The organism is Paenibacillus sp. FSL H7-0703, from assembly GCF_038003485.1.
Classification (GTDB): Bacteria; Bacillota; Bacilli; order Paenibacillales; family Paenibacillaceae; genus Paenibacillus; species Paenibacillus polymyxa_B.
The window spans coordinates 3,943,390-3,962,575 of record NZ_JBBOPF010000001.1; the positions used below are offsets into that span (position 1 = coordinate 3,943,390).

At 47.5% G+C, this 19,186-nt stretch carries 9 protein-coding genes, 1 tRNA gene and 3 rRNA genes; all 13 read left to right on the top strand.

Annotated features, from left to right (window positions below; all coding sequences use genetic code 11):
- The first annotated feature begins 19 nt into the window (after positions 1–19).
- The 13 genes from pcrA to disA all read left to right on the top strand — a co-directional run bounded on the left by pcrA (position 20) and on the right by disA (position 19,148).
- On the top strand, positions 20–2,344 hold the full coding sequence (gene pcrA / locus MHB46_RS17350; protein WP_069290489.1) for a DNA helicase PcrA: 2,325 nt from the start codon (positions 20–22) through the stop codon (positions 2,342–2,344).
- Positions 2,345–2,434: 90 nt separating this feature from the next.
- Complete coding sequence (ligA, locus tag MHB46_RS17355; protein WP_165177555.1) at positions 2,435–4,450, top strand: NAD-dependent DNA ligase LigA; 2,016 nt, start codon at positions 2,435–2,437, stop codon at positions 4,448–4,450.
- Positions 4,451–4,829: 379 nt separating this feature from the next.
- Positions 4,830–6,385, top strand: a 16S ribosomal RNA gene (locus tag MHB46_RS17360).
- A 97-nt stretch (positions 6,386–6,482) separates the two neighbouring features.
- A tRNA-Ala gene (locus MHB46_RS17365) sits at positions 6,483–6,558 on the top strand.
- A 233-nt stretch (positions 6,559–6,791) separates the two neighbouring features.
- A 23S ribosomal RNA gene (locus MHB46_RS17370) occupies positions 6,792–9,720 on the top strand.
- 78 nt (positions 9,721–9,798) lie between these two features.
- A 5S ribosomal RNA gene (rrf, locus tag MHB46_RS17375) occupies positions 9,799–9,915 on the top strand.
- The 16S, 23S and 5S rRNA genes sit together here with 1 tRNA gene alongside, the layout of an rRNA operon.
- 163 nt (positions 9,916–10,078) lie before the next feature.
- Positions 10,079–11,266 carry a GNAT family N-acetyltransferase gene (locus MHB46_RS17380; protein WP_341162970.1) on the top strand — a complete coding sequence of 396 codons (1,188 nt, stop codon included), beginning with the start codon at positions 10,079–10,081 and terminating at the stop codon, positions 11,264–11,266.
- 537 nt (positions 11,267–11,803) lie between these two features.
- Complete coding sequence (locus MHB46_RS17385; RefSeq protein ID WP_013312188.1) at positions 11,804–12,268, top strand: CtsR family transcriptional regulator; 465 nt, start codon at positions 11,804–11,806, stop codon at positions 12,266–12,268.
- Between the two features lie 69 nt (positions 12,269–12,337).
- Entirely contained in the window at positions 12,338–12,862 is a 525-nt protein-coding gene (locus MHB46_RS17390) for a UvrB/UvrC motif-containing protein (protein ID WP_341162971.1), read from the top strand.
- Between the two features lie 28 nt (positions 12,863–12,890).
- Positions 12,891–13,955, top strand: a complete 1,065-nt coding sequence (locus MHB46_RS17395) for a protein arginine kinase (protein ID WP_341162972.1) — start codon at positions 12,891–12,893, stop codon at positions 13,953–13,955.
- Positions 13,956–13,999: 44 nt separating this feature from the next.
- A complete protein-coding gene (gene clpC, locus MHB46_RS17400; protein WP_023990572.1) occupies positions 14,000–16,444 on the top strand; it encodes an ATP-dependent protease ATP-binding subunit ClpC in 2,445 nt (814 codons plus the stop codon).
- 241 nt (positions 16,445–16,685) lie between these two features.
- A complete protein-coding gene (gene radA / locus MHB46_RS17405) occupies positions 16,686–18,059 on the top strand; it encodes a DNA repair protein RadA (protein WP_013312184.1) in 1,374 nt (457 codons plus the stop codon).
- 12 nt (positions 18,060–18,071) lie between these two features.
- Positions 18,072–19,148 carry a DNA integrity scanning diadenylate cyclase DisA gene (gene disA / locus MHB46_RS17410; RefSeq protein ID WP_013312183.1) on the top strand — a complete coding sequence of 359 codons (1,077 nt, stop codon included), beginning with the start codon at positions 18,072–18,074 and terminating at the stop codon, positions 19,146–19,148.
- Positions 19,149–19,186 lie beyond the last annotated feature (38 nt).

A 19,186-nucleotide genomic window follows, 5' to 3' on the forward strand; every position in this document is an offset into this window, starting at 1 on the left:
GGGAAAGGAGCATGCACGCATGCAATCAATAGATATACACGAGGCGGTAGCTCGTCTTAATCCGCCTCAGCGTCAGGCTGTGGAGGCGGTAGATGGTCCGCTACTGATTATGGCTGGCGCAGGCAGTGGTAAAACACGGGTGCTCACGCACCGAATAGCCTACCTCATCGCGACCCGAAAGACGGCTCCATGGGGCATTTTGGCGATTACCTTTACGAACAAGGCCGCGCGTGAGATGCAGGATCGCGTATCCAAGCTGATTGGCCCACAGGGAAGAGATGTGTGGGTATCCACCTTCCACTCGATGTGTGTGCGTATTTTACGTCGGGATATCGAGCGGATTGGATTCACCTCGAATTTCAGCATTTTGGATTCTACGGATCAATTGTCTGTCATTCGGAGCTGCATGAAGGATCTGAATATAGACACCAAAAAGTTTGAGCCCAAAGCGGTTCAGTCTATGATGAGTACGGCTAAAAATGAACTGGTCACTCCCGAAATGTATGAACGCAAGATTGGCGACTATTTTGAGGGGATTGTGGCGAAGGTATATACCAAGTACCAACAACGACTCAAAAATAACAACTCTCTTGATTTTGATGATTTGATCATGGCAACGATTCAGCTTTTTAAAGAAGTACCTGAGGTACTGGACTTCTATCAGAAGAAATTTCAATACATTCATGTTGATGAATATCAAGATACGAACCGTGCGCAGTACATGCTGTGCAAAATGCTGGCCGACAAGCATCACCGGATTTGCGTAGTAGGTGACAGTGACCAATCCATCTATCGGTGGCGGGGTGCGGATATTAGCAACATTTTGAATTTTGAAGAAGACTACCCGGAAGCGCGCACCATTTTGCTGGAGCAGAACTACCGGTCCACCTCAAATATTCTCAATGCTGCCAACGAAGTTATTGGTCAAAATACAGGCCGCAAGCCGAAAAAACTATGGACTGACAAAGAAGGCGGAGCCAAGATTAAAGTTTATCGTGCTGACTCTGAGCATGATGAGGGCTACTTTATCGCCTCCGAAATTCATAAGAATATTAATGCGGGCAAAACCTATAGCCATCATGCCATTTTGTACCGTACGAATGCTCAGTCTCGGGTTGTCGAGGAAATTTTGATTAAATCGGATATTCCTTACCAGATCGTGGGCGGTATCAAGTTCTATGATCGGAAGGAAATTAAGGATTTGCTGGCGTATCTTCGCCTGCTCTCCAATCCTGACGACGACATTAGCTTGATCCGAATCATTAATGTGCCAAAACGAAGCATCGGAGACACAACCGTCGGCAAGTTGCAGGCAGCTGCAGCAGAACGTGGAGTTTCAATTTTCCGTGTCCTTCAAGTTGTAGACGATTTGGGCTTTGCAGGACGTACGCGCAATGCGTTGGTAGAGTTTTACGATATGATCGAAGGTTTAAGTCGGATGGTAGACTACCTGTCGGTTACCGAGTTAACAGAAAAAATGCTGGAAACCACCCAATATCGATTGGAGCTGCAAAACGAGAATACACTCGAGTCGCGCTCACGTTTGGAGAATATTGATGAGTTCCTGTCGGTAACCATGGAATTTGAAAAAGGAGCGGAAGACAAGTCACTCGTCTCCTTCCTGACCGACCTTGCGCTGATTGCCGATATTGATTCCATGAATGACGATGAAGAAGAGCAAAGCGATGCGGTTGTATTGATGACCATGCATAGCGCCAAAGGATTGGAGTTTCCCATCGTATTCATTGTCGGTATGGAGGAGGGAGTATTCCCTCATAGTCGTGCCTTTCTGGATAACGAAGAGCTGGAGGAAGAACGCAGATTGGCGTATGTCGGGATCACCCGTGCAGAGGAGCAACTGTTCCTTACATGCGCACAGATGCGCACTCTGTTTGGCCGCACCACAGCTAACCCGCCTTCCCGCTTTCTCGAAGAGATTCCGGACGAGTTAAAAGAGGATACGATCATCAAACGTGACCGCTACCGTCGTTCAGGCAATGTAGGCGGATCTTATGGTGGGCGCGGACTGAATAAAGGTAGTGGCAGCAACTTTGGTGGAGAACGCTCGTTTGATACGATGAGCCGTAGTGGTTCGTCCGCTTCCGCGTCACCCCGAGTAACAGTAACGACATCTTCATCCACGAAACCCACTCCGGCTGCTTCGGCAGGAGGTCCCTCCATTTTTGCTGCTGGAGACAAGGTACAGCATGGTAAATGGGGGATTGGAACTATTGTAGCTGTAAAAGGGACGGGCAATGATATGGAGCTTCAAATTGCTTTCCCGGCTCCAGTAGGGGTTAAACGACTGTTAGCTGGCTTTGCACCGATTACAAAAGTAGAATAAATCTCAAACATCATTAAATCTCGAACCTCATGAGTGGCAGCTTGGCTTAGGATCTCTGCCCTGATGAAGTTCCCGGAGGGATACGCCTGCATGAACCCAATGCACAGGATGGAGCAGCTTGTTGCTGAACTGAACACATATAACTATCATTACTACACACTGGATGAACCCAAGATCAGCGACAAAGAATATGATGTGCTTTATGACGAGCTGGTAGCGCTTGAACAGACGAGCGGTCTTGTGCTGCCGGATTCGCCGACACAGCGTGTGGGCGGGGAGTTACTCAAAGGGTTCACACCGCATCGCCACCTTGCCCCATTATGGAGCCTTGATAAAGCTCAGAATATGGAACAACTGCGTGCATGGAACGCGCGTGTCGTGAAGCTGGTCAATGATTACAATACCAAGAACCCAGAGCAACCTTTGCCATCTCCAGGTTATGCGATAGAACTTAAATTTGATGGTCTAACGCTGAACCTGACGTATACTGATGGACAGCTGGTACAGGCTTCTACCCGCGGTAATGGTGTGGTGGGTGAGGGGATATTGGCGCAGGTAAAAACGATTAAATCCGTGCCACTTACAATTCCTTTTCGAAATGGAACTATTGAAGTTCAGGGAGAAGGGATAATGAATCTCTCTGTACTGTCCAAATATAATGAGACTGCCGCTGACCCTCTTAAAAACGCACGCAACGCCGCAGCTGGCGCTTTGCGTAACTTGAATCCCAAAGTGACAGCAGAACGGCGATTGAATGCATTTTTCTACAATGTGGGTTATGCAGACCGTATCCAGTTTAATAGCCACCAGGAAATGATGACTTTCCTGCGTGAAAATCATTTTAAGGTAAACCCTTACCTGACTTACTTTGATAATTTTGAAGATGTAATGGAGCAACTGATTGAGATTGAAAAATCTCGTGCCGGATTGGATTACCTCATTGATGGGGCAGTATTGAAAATTACAGATATGCGCACACGTGAGGCTCTCGGGTATACCGATAAATTCCCGCGCTGGGCGGTGGCCTATAAGTTCGAAGCCGAGGAAACAACTACGGTGCTTAACTCGGTTGAGTGGAATGTAGGACGAACGGGTAAAATCACCCCACTTGCAAGGGTAGAGCCGGTAGAACTGGCGGGAGTCACTGTACAAAATTGTACACTGAACAATGCTGGTGACATCGAGCGCAAAAACCTGAAGTTTGCTTTGGGTGCACGTGTGTTTATCCGTCGCTCAAACGATGTCATTCCGGAGATATTAGGAAAGGTAACATCTGAGCACGACGGAGAGGAAATTGTCGTACCAGATCATTGTCCAGCCTGCGGGTTTCCGTTGCAGCAGCGAGGTGCCCATTTATTTTGCGACAATAAGCTGGGCTGTAAACCACAAATTGTAGCTCGTATTTCCCATTTTGCTTCACGTGATGCTATGGATATTGAGACATTCAGTGACAAAACGGCCATACAGCTGCATGACGAACTGGAAGTGCGCGAGCCTGCGGATCTGTATACACTCCAATATGATGATCTTGTGAAGCTGGAGCGGTTTGGTGAGAAAAAGGCCAGTAACCTCTTGGCGGCACTAGAAAAGAGTAAAGAGAGAGATTTGGCTTCTTTCCTTTATGCTCTGGGTATACCGAATACCGGTAAAGCAACAACACGCATGTTGGCTGAACACTACCGTGATTTGCACAAGACGATGTCCGCTACGGTGGAAGAACTAATAGAACTACCGGATGTGGGCGGGATTGTAGCCGAAAGCATTGTTGCTTTCTTTGCAGATCCATTTACTCAGGCGGGAATTGAAAAGATGCTGTCTCTAGGGGTGAAAGCTCAGGCCCCTGAAGCTCCACAGGAGAAGAAGACAGACAGCTTTTTCAGTGGCAAAACGGTCGTGCTTACAGGTACCTTGCATCAGCTTACGCGTGACGAAGCTGCATCCAAGCTGGAGGCGCTTGGAGCCAAAGTTGCGGGGTCTGTATCGAAAAAGACGGATCTAGTCATAGCTGGTGAAAAGGCTGGGAGTAAGCTGGCTAAGGCCCAACAGCTCGGAATTGACACCATAGAAGATGAGGATGAATTTATCAGACTGCTGGAACAAGAATAAACAGTTTTGCAATGAGTGCAGTCATTCCGCTCTGGGGCGGGGTGGCTGCCTTATTATCTGTTGTATAGTAGGAAATAAAATAGATACAAATAAATGCTTGCTAAATAACTTTAAGCATGATATATTATTAGACGTTGCTTTGAGAGTATCATTTCTTGAAGTGAGGTTGCTGAAAAGATAATCGAAAAAAAGATTTGACAAGAAAGCAACTAACATGATATGATCTAATTCCTGGCTCGTTGAACGAACGAGAACAGACAAGTTCTTTGAAAACTGAACAAATGGATGATGAAACAAAGATTTCTTCTTTTATAAAGAAGAATCGCTAGCATTAAAAATGAGCTTATCGCTCTTTCTATAAACCAACTTCGGTTGGTCTTTAATGGAGAGTTTGATCCTGGCTCAGGACGAACGCTGGCGGCGTGCCTAATACATGCAAGTCGAGCGGGGTTGTGTAGAAGCTTGCTTCTACACAACCTAGCGGCGGACGGGTGAGTAACACGTAGGCAACCTGCCCACAAGACAGGGATAACTACCGGAAACGGTAGCTAATACCCGATACATCCTTTTCCTGCATGGGAGAAGGAGGAAAGACGGAGCAATCTGTCACTTGTGGATGGGCCTGCGGCGCATTAGCTAGTTGGTGGGGTAAAGGCCTACCAAGGCGACGATGCGTAGCCGACCTGAGAGGGTGATCGGCCACACTGGGACTGAGACACGGCCCAGACTCCTACGGGAGGCAGCAGTAGGGAATCTTCCGCAATGGGCGAAAGCCTGACGGAGCAACGCCGCGTGAGTGATGAAGGTTTTCGGATCGTAAAGCTCTGTTGCCAGGGAAGAACGTCTTGTAGAGTAACTGCTACAAGAGTGACGGTACCTGAGAAGAAAGCCCCGGCTAACTACGTGCCAGCAGCCGCGGTAATACGTAGGGGGCAAGCGTTGTCCGGAATTATTGGGCGTAAAGCGCGCGCAGGCGGCTCTTTAAGTCTGGTGTTTAATCCCGAGGCTCAACTTCGGGTCGCACTGGAAACTGGGGAGCTTGAGTGCAGAAGAGGAGAGTGGAATTCCACGTGTAGCGGTGAAATGCGTAGAGATGTGGAGGAACACCAGTGGCGAAGGCGACTCTCTGGGCTGTAACTGACGCTGAGGCGCGAAAGCGTGGGGAGCAAACAGGATTAGATACCCTGGTAGTCCACGCCGTAAACGATGAATGCTAGGTGTTAGGGGTTTCGATACCCTTGGTGCCGAAGTTAACACATTAAGCATTCCGCCTGGGGAGTACGGTCGCAAGACTGAAACTCAAAGGAATTGACGGGGACCCGCACAAGCAGTGGAGTATGTGGTTTAATTCGAAGCAACGCGAAGAACCTTACCAGGTCTTGACATCCCTCTGACCGGTCTAGAGATAGACCTTTCCTTCGGGACAGAGGAGACAGGTGGTGCATGGTTGTCGTCAGCTCGTGTCGTGAGATGTTGGGTTAAGTCCCGCAACGAGCGCAACCCTTATGCTTAGTTGCCAGCAGGTCAAGCTGGGCACTCTAAGCAGACTGCCGGTGACAAACCGGAGGAAGGTGGGGATGACGTCAAATCATCATGCCCCTTATGACCTGGGCTACACACGTACTACAATGGCCGGTACAACGGGAAGCGAAATCGCGAGGTGGAGCCAATCCTAGAAAAGCCGGTCTCAGTTCGGATTGTAGGCTGCAACTCGCCTACATGAAGTCGGAATTGCTAGTAATCGCGGATCAGCATGCCGCGGTGAATACGTTCCCGGGTCTTGTACACACCGCCCGTCACACCACGAGAGTTTACAACACCCGAAGTCGGTGGGGTAACCCGCAAGGGAGCCAGCCGCCGAAGGTGGGGTAGATGATTGGGGTGAAGTCGTAACAAGGTAGCCGTATCGGAAGGTGCGGCTGGATCACCTCCTTTCTATGGAGAATCGTTTCCTGCAACGGAAACATTCAAATATGAAGCATTAGCTTCAATAATCATCATTCCATTTGTTCAGTTTTGATGGAACTTGTGAGGGGCCATAGCTCAGCTGGGAGAGCGCCTGCCTTGCACGCAGGAGGTCAGCGGTTCGATCCCGCTTGGCTCCACCAATTACAATTTCATCTAAAACTGTATGAGAATCGTTAACTCTTTGGAGATTGACTGATAATCAAACAGCTTTGCACCTTGAAAACTGGATACCGAAACGAAATTGCGTTTTAGAATATTCCTTTAAGCTGATCTTGTGTAAACAAGTGAAATAAAGGTAGCTGCCTTGAATTTCATTCACACATTCGTGTTGAACCAAAATTCAAAGCAAATCGTATTTACGATGTAAATACTAGGTTAAGCTACAAAGAGCACACGGAGGATGCCTAGGCGCCAGGAGCCGACGAAGGACGTGGCGAACAACGATAAAGCCTCGGGGAGCTGTAAGCAAGCTTTGATCCGGGGATGTCCGAATGGGGAAACCCGGCTGTCTTCATCGACAGTCACTTTCTGCTGAATACATAGGCAGAATAGAGGCAGACCAGGGGAACTGAAACATCTAAGTACCCTGAGGAAGAGAAAACAATAGTGATTCCGTCAGTAGCGGCGAGCGAACGCGGATTAGCCCAAACCAAGGAGCTTGCTCCTTGGGGTTGTGGGACGTCTCACATGGAGTTACAAAGGAACCGGTTAGATGAAGAGGTCTGGAAAGGCCCGCCAGAGAAGGTAAAAGCCCTGTAATTCAAAACTTGTTCTCTCCGAGACGGATCCCGAGTAGTGCGGGGCACGTGAAACCCCGTATGAATCCGGCAGGACCATCTGCCAAGGCTAAATACTCCCTGGCGACCGATAGTGAAGCAGTACCGTGAGGGAAAGGTGAAAAGCACCCCGGAAGGGGAGTGAAATAGATCCTGAAACCGTGTGCTTACAAGAAGTCAGAGCCCGATCTATGGGTGATGGCGTGCCTTTTGTAGAATGAACCGGCGAGTTACGTTCCCGTGCAAGGTTAAGGTGAAGAGCTGAAGCCGCAGCGAAAGCGAGTCTGAATAGGGCGACTTGAGTACGTGGACGTAGACCCGAAACCGGGTGATCTACCCCTGTCCAGGGTGAAGGTGCGGTAACACGCACTGGAGGCCCGAACCCACGCATGTTGAAAAATGCGGGGATGAGGTGGGGGTAGCGGAGAAATTCCAATCGAACCCGGAGATAGCTGGTTCTCCCCGAAATAGCTTTAGGGCTAGCCTCGGAAAAAAGAATCGTGGAGGTAGAGCACTGATTGGGTGCGGGGCCCGCAAGGGTTACCAAGCTCAGTCAAACTCCGAATGCCATAGATTTAGTTCCGGGAGTCAGACAGTGAGTGCTAAGATCCATTGTCGAAAGGGAAACAGCCCAGACCATCAGCTAAGGTCCCCAAGTGTGTGTTAAGTGGGAAAGGATGTGGAGTTGCACAGACAACCAGGATGTTGGCTTAGAAGCAGCCACCATTGAAAGAGTGCGTAATAGCTCACTGGTCGAGTGACTCTGCGCCGAAAATGTAACGGGGCTAAACACACCACCGAAGCTATGGCTTGATGCTTGCATCAGGGGTAGGGGAGCGTTGAATGCGGGTTGAAGGTGTACCGTAAGGAGCGCTGGACTGCATTCAAGTGAGAATGCCGGTATGAGTAACGAAAAGATCTGTGAGAATCAGATCCGCCGAAAGCCTAAGGGTTCCTGAGGAAGGTTCGTCCGCTCAGGGTAAGTCGGGACCTAAGGCGAGGCCGATAGGCGTAGTCGAAGGACAACAGGTCGAAATTCCTGTACCACCGTAATCCGTTATGAGCAATGGGGTGACGCAGTAGGGTAGTGACGCGGACTGATGGATGTCCGTCTAAGCAGTGAGGCTGATGTGTAGGCAAATCCGCACATCGTTAAGGCTGGGCTGTGATGGGGAGCGAAAATTGTAGTAGCGAAGGTCATGATCTCAGACTGCCAAGAAAAGCCTCTAGCCAGGAGAAGGTGCCCGTACCGCAAACCGACACAGGTAGGCGAGAAGAGAATTCTAAGGCGCGCGGAAGAACTCTCGTTAAGGAACTCGGCAAAATGACCCCGTAACTTCGGGAGAAGGGGTGCCTCGGTAGGGTGAATAGCCCGAGGGGGCCGCAGTGAAAAGGCCCAAGCGACTGTTTAGCAAAAACACAGGTCTGTGCGAAGCCGCAAGGCGAAGTATACGGGCTGACGCCTGCCCGGTGCTGGAAGGTTAAGGGGAGTGGTAAGCCCTTCGGGGCGAAGCTATGAACCGAAGCCCCAGTAAACGGCGGCCGTAACTATAACGGTCCTAAGGTAGCGAAATTCCTTGTCAGGTAAATTCTGACCCGCACGAATGGCGTAACGACTTGGGCGCTGTCTCAACGAGAGATCCGGTGAAATTTTAATACCTGTGAAGATGCAGGTTACCCGCGACAAGACGGAAAGACCCCATGGAGCTTTACTGCAGCTTGATATTGAATTTGGGTACGATCTGTACAGGATAGGTGGGAGCCGTAGAATCTTGAGCGCCAGCTTGAGAGGAGGCATCCTTGGGATACCACCCTGATCGTATCTAGATTCTAACTTGGTACCGTGACCCGGTGCGAGGACAGTGTCAGGTGGGCAGTTTGACTGGGGCGGTCGCCTCCTAAAGAGTAACGGAGGCGCCCCAAGGTTCCCTCAGAATGGTTGGAAATCATTCGAAGAGTGCAAAGGCAGAAGGGAGCTTGACTGCGAGACCTACAAGTCGAGCAGGGACGAAAGTCGGGCTTAGTGATCCGGTGGTACCGCATGGAAGGGCCATCGCTCAACGGATAAAAGCTACCCTGGGGATAACAGGCTTATCTCCCCCAAGAGTCCACATCGACGGGGAGGTTTGGCACCTCGATGTCGGCTCATCGCATCCTGGGGCTGAAGTAGGTCCCAAGGGTTGGGCTGTTCGCCCATTAAAGCGGTACGCGAGCTGGGTTCAGAACGTCGTGAGACAGTTCGGTCCCTATCTGTCGTGGGCGTAGGAAATTTGAGAGGAGCTGTCCTTAGTACGAGAGGACCGGGATGGACGTACCGCTGGTGTACCAGTTGTTCCGCCAGGAGCACCGCTGGGTAGCTATGTACGGAAGGGATAAGCGCTGAAAGCATCTAAGCGTGAAGCCCCCCTCAAGATGAGATTTCCCAATTAGTAAGACCCCTTGAAGACGACGAGGTAGATAGGTTGGGGGTGGAAGTGCAGTAATGCATGGAGCTGACCAATACTAATCGGTCGAGGGCTTATCCTAAAAATAAAACGCAAATGAGTTTCGGATCCAGTTTTCAGGGTGTAACCTTGAAGGTAGAATTTACGATGTAAATTCATGTTTGGTGGCGATAGCGGAGGGGTTCCACACGTACCCATCCCGAACACGACCGTTAAGCCCTCCAGCGCCGATGGTACTTGGACCGCAGGGTCCTGGGAGAGTAGGACGTCGCCAAGCAAAAGTGAAAAGGATGATAATCTCAATGAGATTATCATCCTTTTTTTATGCGTTTTTAGATGACCACCTGTTTCTAAGGTTGACAGAGAGAATGGGGTTTGCCACACTCTAAGTGTGTAATCTTTTTATGGATGCCCAAGTATACAAGCGAGGTGACGAAGTTATGGAGATCAGACAATTACAACGTAAGGAATTTGAAGCGGCTATTGAATTATCTCAATATGCTTTTCAGTTTACAATGTCCCTGGAGGATCTGGAGAAAGCTAGGAAGAAGTTCAAACCAGAGCAAACATGGGGAATATTCGACGGACATGAATTGAATGCTAAACTGACTTTGTTACCGCTACAGGTATACATAAACGGTCAGGTTTTTGATATGGGAGGCATTGCTGGTGTGGCAACATGGCCAGAAAGGCGTCGCGGAGGCATGGTTTCACGTTTGTTGACGCATGCGCTTGAAGAGATGAAGTCTGCGGGACAAAGCCTTTCTTTTCTGCATCCCTTCTCCTTTGCCTTCTATCGTAAATTTGGATGGGAAACGTATATTGAATACAAGAAGTATGTCATTCCCATTGAAAAATTCCCTGCAAAACTTAAAACAGAAGGTACAGTCAAACGCGATGTCAAAGATATTTTAGAAATGGACCAAGTGTATCAAGCGTATGCATCTCGTTATAATGGCACGCTGGTACGAGATAAGGAATGGTGGCAAGAGCGGATTTTAAAGGAGAACTATCGAACTGCGGTATATTACTCAGAAACAGGCGAACCTCAGGGATATGCACTATACAAAATTGAAGATAAACAGTTGAATTGTGATGAGTTGGTTTATGAAAATGAGGCGGCCCGTCAGGCTTTATGGACTTATTTTGCAAATCATGACTCCATGATAACCCATGGTAAATTTATTTACGTTCCAGCAGATGACAATCTGCCATTTTTACTTGATGATCCGCGAATTCAACAGGAGACCGTGCCTTATTTTATGGGCCGTATTGTGGATGCAGCTGCTTTTGTAGAAAGATACCCTTTTGAGCAGGTTGGAGAGGAAACACGTTTAACCTTAAATCTGACAGATCGATATGCACCATGGAATGAAGGAGTATGGAGATTAACAATTACTACGGAAGGGCAAGGACATCTGGAGAGAGTGGATACAAGCAATTCATCTGAAAACGCTATGGTAGCTGACTTGAAACTTGGGATTCAGTCATTGACGACTCTGATGCTTGGCTACCAGCAGGCTGATGATCTGTATAAGTGGGGGCGTATTGAAGGGGACAGTGAATCTGTGTCTGCACTTAAACGTGTAATACCAGTAAAACAAACGTTCTTATTGGATTTTTTCTGATAAAGGCCCATTTAGGTCTTCTTATGCTTCGTTTTTCAGGAATATAACTTGTGTGATTATTATAATTTTCAAAACTCTTTCTGTAATTGGGAAGAGTTTTTTTATGGTATTGTATAAAACATAATTAGATTGCGAAAAATGGTATTGACCCCTTGGCAAAAATGAATAATGTGCTATAATATGAATATAGTCAAAGAAAGTCAAAGTCAATCAAACCTCGTGAGGTTCTGTAGAAGTATTTTGGTGGATTGGCCGTATAAAGTAATTTTAATAGCAAAGAAGCAAACGAGGATCGAAATGATTTGCGTATAGTTAGGAACTGCCTTTTATGAAAATAAGAGAAGTGTATGACTAATCGCAAATAAAGGCCACACTAGAGACAAAACGGTACAATTCCAATGAGTGTAGAATAGGCAACAGCCTGAATACAGCTTAGATTCGTGACTTTACCGTTTGGTTAAGTTCAATATACGGCGGACTCTGTGGAGCGTGAAATGTACTTGAATACTTGCGTTTCCGTTAGTGGAGGATGATGAAATGCGCAATGTTTCCGATATTATTGAACAATATTTAAAGAGTATATTGCTGGAAAGTCCCCAAGGTTTAGTGGAGATTCAGCGCAATGATCTGGCTGACCGCTTTTCCTGCGTGCCGTCGCAAATTAATTATGTAATTAGCACCCGGTTTACGCTGGAAAAAGGCTATGTGGTGGAAAGTAAACGCGGTGGCGGGGGCTACATTCGTATTCAGCGAATTCAGCTGCCTGCACAGCATGCCATCCATACACATCTTCATCAGAGCATCGGGGAGGAAATAAGCCAATCGGCAGCAGAAGGACTGATTTATCAGTTAGAGGAGGCCCATTTTTTAAGCAAAAGGGAAGCTAATCTAATGAAGGCTGCTTTATCTAGGGATACATTATTACTGAAGCTTCCCTATCGTGATCAACTGCGAGCAAGATTGCTTAAGGCTATGCTGATCTCGTTGCTGGCGACCAAATAGTGTGTGAATAGAGACTAACGTTTGGATGTAGGGATTGGTATAAATCCTGACATTAAAGGAGGTGCTTTTATGCTGTGCCAAGAATGTAATATGCGGCCGGCAACTTTGCATTTCACCAAAATTGTGAATGGCGAAAAGACAGAGTTTCATATTTGTGAGACGTGTGCCAAGGAAAAAGGGGAGATGATCCCTGGAACACCTAACGGCTTTTCGATTCATAGCTTGTTGTCGGGGATGCTGGATTTTGACTCCAGTACAAAGAGCCAGTCTCCAGGCCACAGTGGTCCGCAAAACCTGCAATGCAAGGATTGTGGCATGACCTATGCACAGTTTAGTAAGCTGGGACGTTTCGGATGCCCGTCGTGCTATCAATACTTTGATAGTCGTCTGGACCCTCTGTTCAAGCGTGTGCATGGCAGTACGAATCATGTTGGTAAAGTTCCGGTTCGCACTGGAGGTCGCCTGAAGGTTAGACGGCAAATTGACGATTTGAAAAAAGAGATGCAACAGCATATTGTACAGGAAGAATTTGAATCAGCTGCTGAGCTTAGGGATCAAATCAGAGAGCTTGAAAAAGAAATGACTGAAGAGTAAAGTTTGTGAAGAGTAGGAGGGATGCGTAATGCCCAATATTCGGTTTACGGAGAAGCCGCTAAGTGACTGGATGCGTGGTGATGCTGCGGATTCGGAGATTGTCATTAGCAGCCGGGTGAGAATTGCGCGTAACTTGCAGCATCTGCCTTTTCCCATGCTTGCTACCAATCAGCAGTCGGAAGAAGCACTTCAACGCTTAACGGATATCCTTCAGTATGATGATTTAGGTGGTTTTGGTACTTTTCATACGTTGAAAATATCCGAGTTGGATGAGATCGACAAGCGGGTGCTGGTTGAGAAGCATTTGATTAGTCCTAATTTGGCGAACGAATCTCGTAACGGTGCTGTTTTAATTAGCGATGATGAATCGGTTAGTGTTATGATAAACGAAGAGGATCATCTGCGAATCCAGTGCTTATATCCGGGATGTCAGGTTAGGGAAGCTTGGGAACGCGCTATGATTATTGATGATGCATTTGAAGCGCATGTTGATTATGCATTTGATGATCGGAGAGGTTTTCTGACCAGTTGTCCGACAAATGTCGGCACAGGTATGAGAGCTTCGGTGATGTTGCATTTGCCTGCATTAGTCATGACTCATCAAATCAATCGTATATTGTCTGCTGTTTCACAGGTAGGTCTTACGGTTCGCGGCATTTACGGTGAAGGTAGCGAAGCTGTCGGAAATTTGTTTCAGGTATCTAATCAGATTACACTAGGACAAACCGAAGCGGAAATTATAGAGAATCTACATGGCGTGGTGCTACAAATTATTGAGCACGAGCGTTCTGCCAGAGAACGGCTAATGAATGAATCCATGCTGCGAATTACAGATCGGGTGATGCGTTCGTTCGGTATTTTGTCATATGCAGCAGTATTGGATTCCAAGGAGGCTGCACAGCGGCTGTCCGATGTGCGTCTTGGCGTAGATTTAGGAATTTTGGAGCGTCCTTCCACCGCAGCGATGAATGAGCTGAATGTGATGACACAACCCGGGTTCCTGCAAAAAAGCTTTGGGGATAAAATGAATACCGAAGAGCGCGATATGTACCGGGCGAAGCTGATCCGGCAAAAATTAGGCACAACCCTTTAAGATATAGAATGATCTGAAATACACACTGTGGAGGTGCAGGATATATGATGTTTGGAAGATTTACGGAACGTGCACAGAAAGTGCTTGCTTTGGCTCAGGAAGAAGCTGTTCGATTGGGACACAACAACATTGGCACAGAGCACATATTGCTAGGCCTCATTCGTGAAGGTGAAGGAATAGCAGCGAAAGCCTTAATCGGTTTAGGACTGGGACTGGAAAAAATCCAGGATGAAGTGGAAACGCTGATTGGACGCGGTCAAGAGCAACCGACGAACATTGCCTATACTCCACGCGCCAAAAAAGTCATCGAACTGTCTATGGATGAAGCCCGCAAACTGGGCCATACCTACGTAGGTACAGAACATATTTTGCTTGGTCTTATTCGTGAAGGCGAAGGCGTAGCAGCACGTGTACTGAATAACCTGGGCATTAGTCTGAACAAAGCGCGTCAGCAAGTGCTTCAATTACTCGGTAGCAGCGAGGCTGTTTCCAGCCATCACGGTGCTCCAGCTAATGTCAGCACGCCAACTCTGGACAGTCTGGCACGCGATCTGACGGCATCTGCGAAGGAAAACAACCTGGACCCTGTTATTGGGCGTAGCAAGGAAATTGAACGCGTAATTCAGGTACTCAGCCGCCGTACAAAGAACAATCCGGTTCTGATTGGTGAGCCTGGGGTAGGTAAAACGGCGATTGCCGAAGGATTGGCCCAAAAAATCATAGCGAATGAGATTCCCGAAACGTTGCGTGACAAGCGCGTAATGACACTGGATATGGGTTCTGTGGTAGCAGGCACCAAGTATCGTGGTGAATTCGAGGATCGTTTGAAAAAAATTATGGACGAGATTCGTCAAGCGGGTAATATCGTGTTGTTCATTGATGAGCTGCATACGCTGATTGGTGCTGGTGGAGCGGAAGGCGCAATTGATGCGTCCAACATCCTGAAACCTGCTCTGGCACGTGGCGAGCTGCAATGCATCGGTGCGACCACGCTGGATGAATACCGCAAATATATTGAGAAAGATGCTGCTTTGGAGCGTCGTTTTCAACCCATTACAGTGGATCAACCTTCTCCAGAAGAGGCGATTCAAATCTTGTATGGTCTGCGTGACCGTTACGAAGCGCATCACCGTGTAAAGATCACAGATGAGGCTATTGAAGCGGCCGTAAAATTGTCAGATCGTTATATCACCGACCGCTTCCTGCCAGATAAGGCTATTGACCTTATTGATGAGGCGGGCTCCAAAGTAAGGCTGAATTCTTACACTGTACCGCCAAACCTGAAACAGCTGGAAAACCGTCTGGAAGATATCCGTAAGGAAAAGGATTCAGCGGTACAAAGTCAGGAGTTTGAAAAAGCGGCAGCGCTGCGTGATACAGAGCAAAAAATCCGTGAAGAGTTAGACGTGACGAAAAACCAATGGAAAGAACAACAGGGTCGTACAGATTCCGAAGTTACCCCAGAGGATATCGCTCAAGTCGTTGCAATCTGGACAGGTGTTCCAGTCAGCAAGCTGAAAGAGGAAGAAACACACCGCTTGTTGAATATGGAAGAGTTGTTGCATGAGCGGGTAATTGGACAGGATGAAGCAGTTAAGGCAGTAAGCCGGGCGATTCGCCGGGCACGTGCCGGACTGAAAGATCCGAAGCGTCCAATTGGTTCCTTTATTTTCCTCGGTCCAACTGGGGTTGGTAAAACAGAGTTGGCACGCGCCTTGGCTGAATCCATGTTTGGAGATGAAAATGCGGTTATCCGTATCGATATGTCCGAATATATGGAGAAACACTCCACGTCCCGTCTGGTAGGGGCGCCTCCAGGGTACGTTGGATATGAAGAAGGCGGTCAACTGACTGAGAAGGTACGTCGTAAGCCATACTCTGTTGTGTTGCTGGATGAAATTGAAAAAGCACACCCAGAAGTATTCAATATTCTTCTGCAAGTGCTGGAAGATGGTCGTCTGACAGATTCCAAAGGTCGTGTCGTTGATTTCCGTAATACACTCATCATCCTAACATCGAATGTTGGTGCACAGGCGATTAAACGTAACTCCACGCTTGGTTTTACAGCTGTAGTGGACGCTGGAGCGGATTACGATAATATGAAGGGCAAAGTGATGGATGAACTGAAGAAAAGCTTCCGTCCTGAGTTCTTGAACCGGATTGATGAAATTATCGTTTTCCATTCTCTCGAAGAAAAACATATTGCCGAAATTGTATCACTCATGTCTGAGGAGCTGCGTAAGCGCCTGAATGAGTATGAGGTGGACTTCGAGTTGACAGACAACGCTAAAAAATTCCTTGCCAAGGAAGGCTTTGATCCAGCGTATGGTGCGCGTCCATTGCGTCGTGCAATCCAGAAGCATATTGAAGATCGCCTGTCCGAGGAACTGTTGACTGGCAACATTACTAAAGGTGACTCACTCTTCATTGATGAGGAGAACGGTGCATTGACTGTAACCAAAAAGGATAATGTATCTGCCAAGTCCTAAAGCAGTTTACTAAATAAGATAGCAGAAAAGGGTGTCTCGCAAGCTGGAAAGCTATTGCGAAGACACCCTTTTTGTGTATAAAACACGGTGAAAAGGTTGGGTAAATGCTTTGGGAAAGTTTGTGATATTGCTTTACGTCCGCCAAGCTTCAATGGTAAACTTTTATTGTTACAGCTCTTTCTGGGCTGTATGAACATAAATTTGACATCATCGTCGTCAATAAGGAGCCAGGGAACAAAGTATGGCTAAAGTGAAAACTAAATTTTCCTGTACGGAATGTGGTTATGAATCGCCCAAATGGTACGGAAAATGTCCTGGATGCCAGGCATGGAATTCCATGGTCGAAGAAACGGAAAGCGTTGTAAAAACTCAAGGAATGGGGTCTTCCCTTCTTACTCATAGCACAAAAGACAAGCCACTCCCTATTATAGAGGTGGAGAGTGGCAAAGAAACACGAATTTTGACGGGAATTGGCGAATTGAATCGAGTACTCGGTGGAGGTGTGGTGCCGGGTTCACTCGTTTTGGTGGGCGGTGATCCGGGAATCGGTAAATCTACGCTCATGCTGCAAACATCTAATGAACTGGCTTTAACTGGTTTAAAGGTGCTGTACGTGTCTGGTGAGGAATCTGTCCGTCAAACGAAACTCCGTGCAGATCGGCTCGGTGCCTTGTCCCCCAGCCTATACGTATTATGTGAGACGAATTTGGAGACGATTGAAGAAGCGGTGGACAGCTTGAAGCCGGAGTTTTTGGTCATCGACTCGATACAGACTGTATATTTGCCTGAGGTGACGAGTGCACCAGGTAGTGTGGCTCAGGTGCGGGAGTGTACTTCACGCTTTATGCGAATTGCCAAGGGGCTAGGTATTGCTACGGTATTGGTAGGACATGTGACCAAGGAAGGGGCCATTGCAGGTCCGCGTTTGTTGGAGCATATGGTTGATTGTGTACTTTATTTTGAAGGAGAGCGTCACCATACGTATCGGCTTTTGCGTGCAGTTAAAAATCGTTTCGGTTCTACAAATGAAATTGGTATTTTTGAAATGGCTGAAAGCGGTTTGCGTGAGGTTTCGAATCCTTCTGAACTTTTCCTGTCTGAACGACCACTGGGTGTGGCAGGTTCTACTGTTGTAGCCAGTATGGAAGGAACCCGACCTGTATTGGTTGAACTGCAAGCATTGATTGCAGCTACACATTTTCCCTCTCCACGCCGAATGGGCACAGGAGTCGACCATCATCGAATGGGATTAATCATAGCCGTGCTAGAAAAGCGGATGGGCATGTTTTTGCAAAACCAGGACGCTTATCTCAACGTAGCCGGAGGCGTGAAGTTGGATGAACCGGCGGTGGATTTGGCTATAGCTGTGAGTATTGCTTCCAGCTTTAGGGATGCTCCTACAAAGCCGTATGATGTGATTTTTGGCGAGGTGGGACTGACAGGTGAGGTGCGTGCGGTATCCCGAGCGGAACAGCGAGTACGAGAGGCGGAGAAACTAGGTTTCAAACGGGTGATCATGCCGGAGAAAAGCTTGAAGGGCTGGACACATCCGAAAGGGATACAAATTATAGGAGTAGGAACGGTGGCAGATGCACTGGCAGCCGCATTAGATTAGGGGGCATTGAGAATGAAAGAAGCGAGCCAACTGGATAAAATGAACGATTTGCTGCGGCTTGTGGCACCGGGAACTCCCTTTCGCGACGGGTTGGAAAACGTTTTGCGTGCCAAAACGGGTGCTCTTCTGGTCGTTGGCTATAGCCCAGAAGTTATGGAAGTCGTGGATGGCGGTTTCTCCATCAATTGTGATTTTTCGCCGAACTATTTGTATGAATTGGCTAAAATGGACGGCGCAATCATATTGAGCGAGGATTTAAAACGAATTTTATATGCCAATACACAACTGATTCCGGACTCCTCCATTTCTTCAATTGAAACAGGAATTCGGCACCGGACAGCAGAACGAGTTGCAAAGCAAACTGGCAAATTAGTTGTGTCTATTTCCCAGCGGCGTAATATTATTACCTTGTATCAGGGGACATTACGGTATGCGCTCAAGGAAATCGGAGTTATTTTAACGAAAGCTAATCAGGCTATTCAGACGTTAGAAAAATATAGATCCGTGTTGGGGCAAGCCTCTACCAATTTGACAGCATCTGAATTTGAAGAGCTGGTTACCATGCCGGAGGTCGTTAATGTCATCCAGCGGATCGAAATGGTGCTGCGCATCAAAATGGAAATCAAACGATTTATTAACGAGCTCGGAAATGAGGGCCGTCTGATTAGTATGCAGATGGAAGAGCTCGTCAGCAACATTGAGGAAGAAGCTTGGTTGCTGTATAAGGATTATGCCAAAGACGATAGCGACGAGAAGATTCGTGAAATTATATTGGGACTCAAACGTTCTACGGACGACGAATTGTTGGATGTGAATCATATTGTACGTTTACTAGGCTACCCTTCTTCAGCTGCGACATCAGAGGAGTATATTGCTGCACGTGGCTATCGGGTACTGAACAAGATACCGCGTTTGCCGAATGTGATTATTCATAATCTGGTGGAGCGGTTTGGACGTTTTCCACATGTCATCACAGCAACGATAGAAGAACTGGATGAAGTGGATGGTATTGGAGAGGTTCGTGCGCGTACGATTAAAGAAGGTCTTAAACGTTTGCAGGAACAAGTTTTCATTGACAGGCAAATGTAAATGTAATACAGTGAAAGGATTATAATGGAACAATTCAT

Coding starts and splice junctions, on each gene's coding strand:
- MHB46_RS17395 (WP_341162972.1), top strand. CDS start 12,891: ATGCCCAATATTCGGTTTACGGAGAAGCCGCTAAGTGACTGGATGCGT.
- MHB46_RS17385 (WP_013312188.1), top strand. CDS start 11,804: ATGCGCAATGTTTCCGATATTATTGAACAATATTTAAAGAGTATATTG.
- MHB46_RS17390 (WP_341162971.1), top strand. CDS start 12,338: ATGCTGTGCCAAGAATGTAATATGCGGCCGGCAACTTTGCATTTCACC.
- pcrA (WP_069290489.1), top strand. CDS start 20: ATGCAATCAATAGATATACACGAGGCGGTAGCTCGTCTTAATCCGCCT.
- disA (WP_013312183.1), top strand. CDS start 18,072: ATGAAAGAAGCGAGCCAACTGGATAAAATGAACGATTTGCTGCGGCTT.
- radA (WP_013312184.1), top strand. CDS start 16,686: ATGGCTAAAGTGAAAACTAAATTTTCCTGTACGGAATGTGGTTATGAA.
- MHB46_RS17380 (WP_341162970.1), top strand. CDS start 10,079: ATGGAGATCAGACAATTACAACGTAAGGAATTTGAAGCGGCTATTGAA.
- ligA (WP_165177555.1), top strand. CDS start 2,435: ATGAACCCAATGCACAGGATGGAGCAGCTTGTTGCTGAACTGAACACA.
- clpC (WP_023990572.1), top strand. CDS start 14,000: ATGATGTTTGGAAGATTTACGGAACGTGCACAGAAAGTGCTTGCTTTG.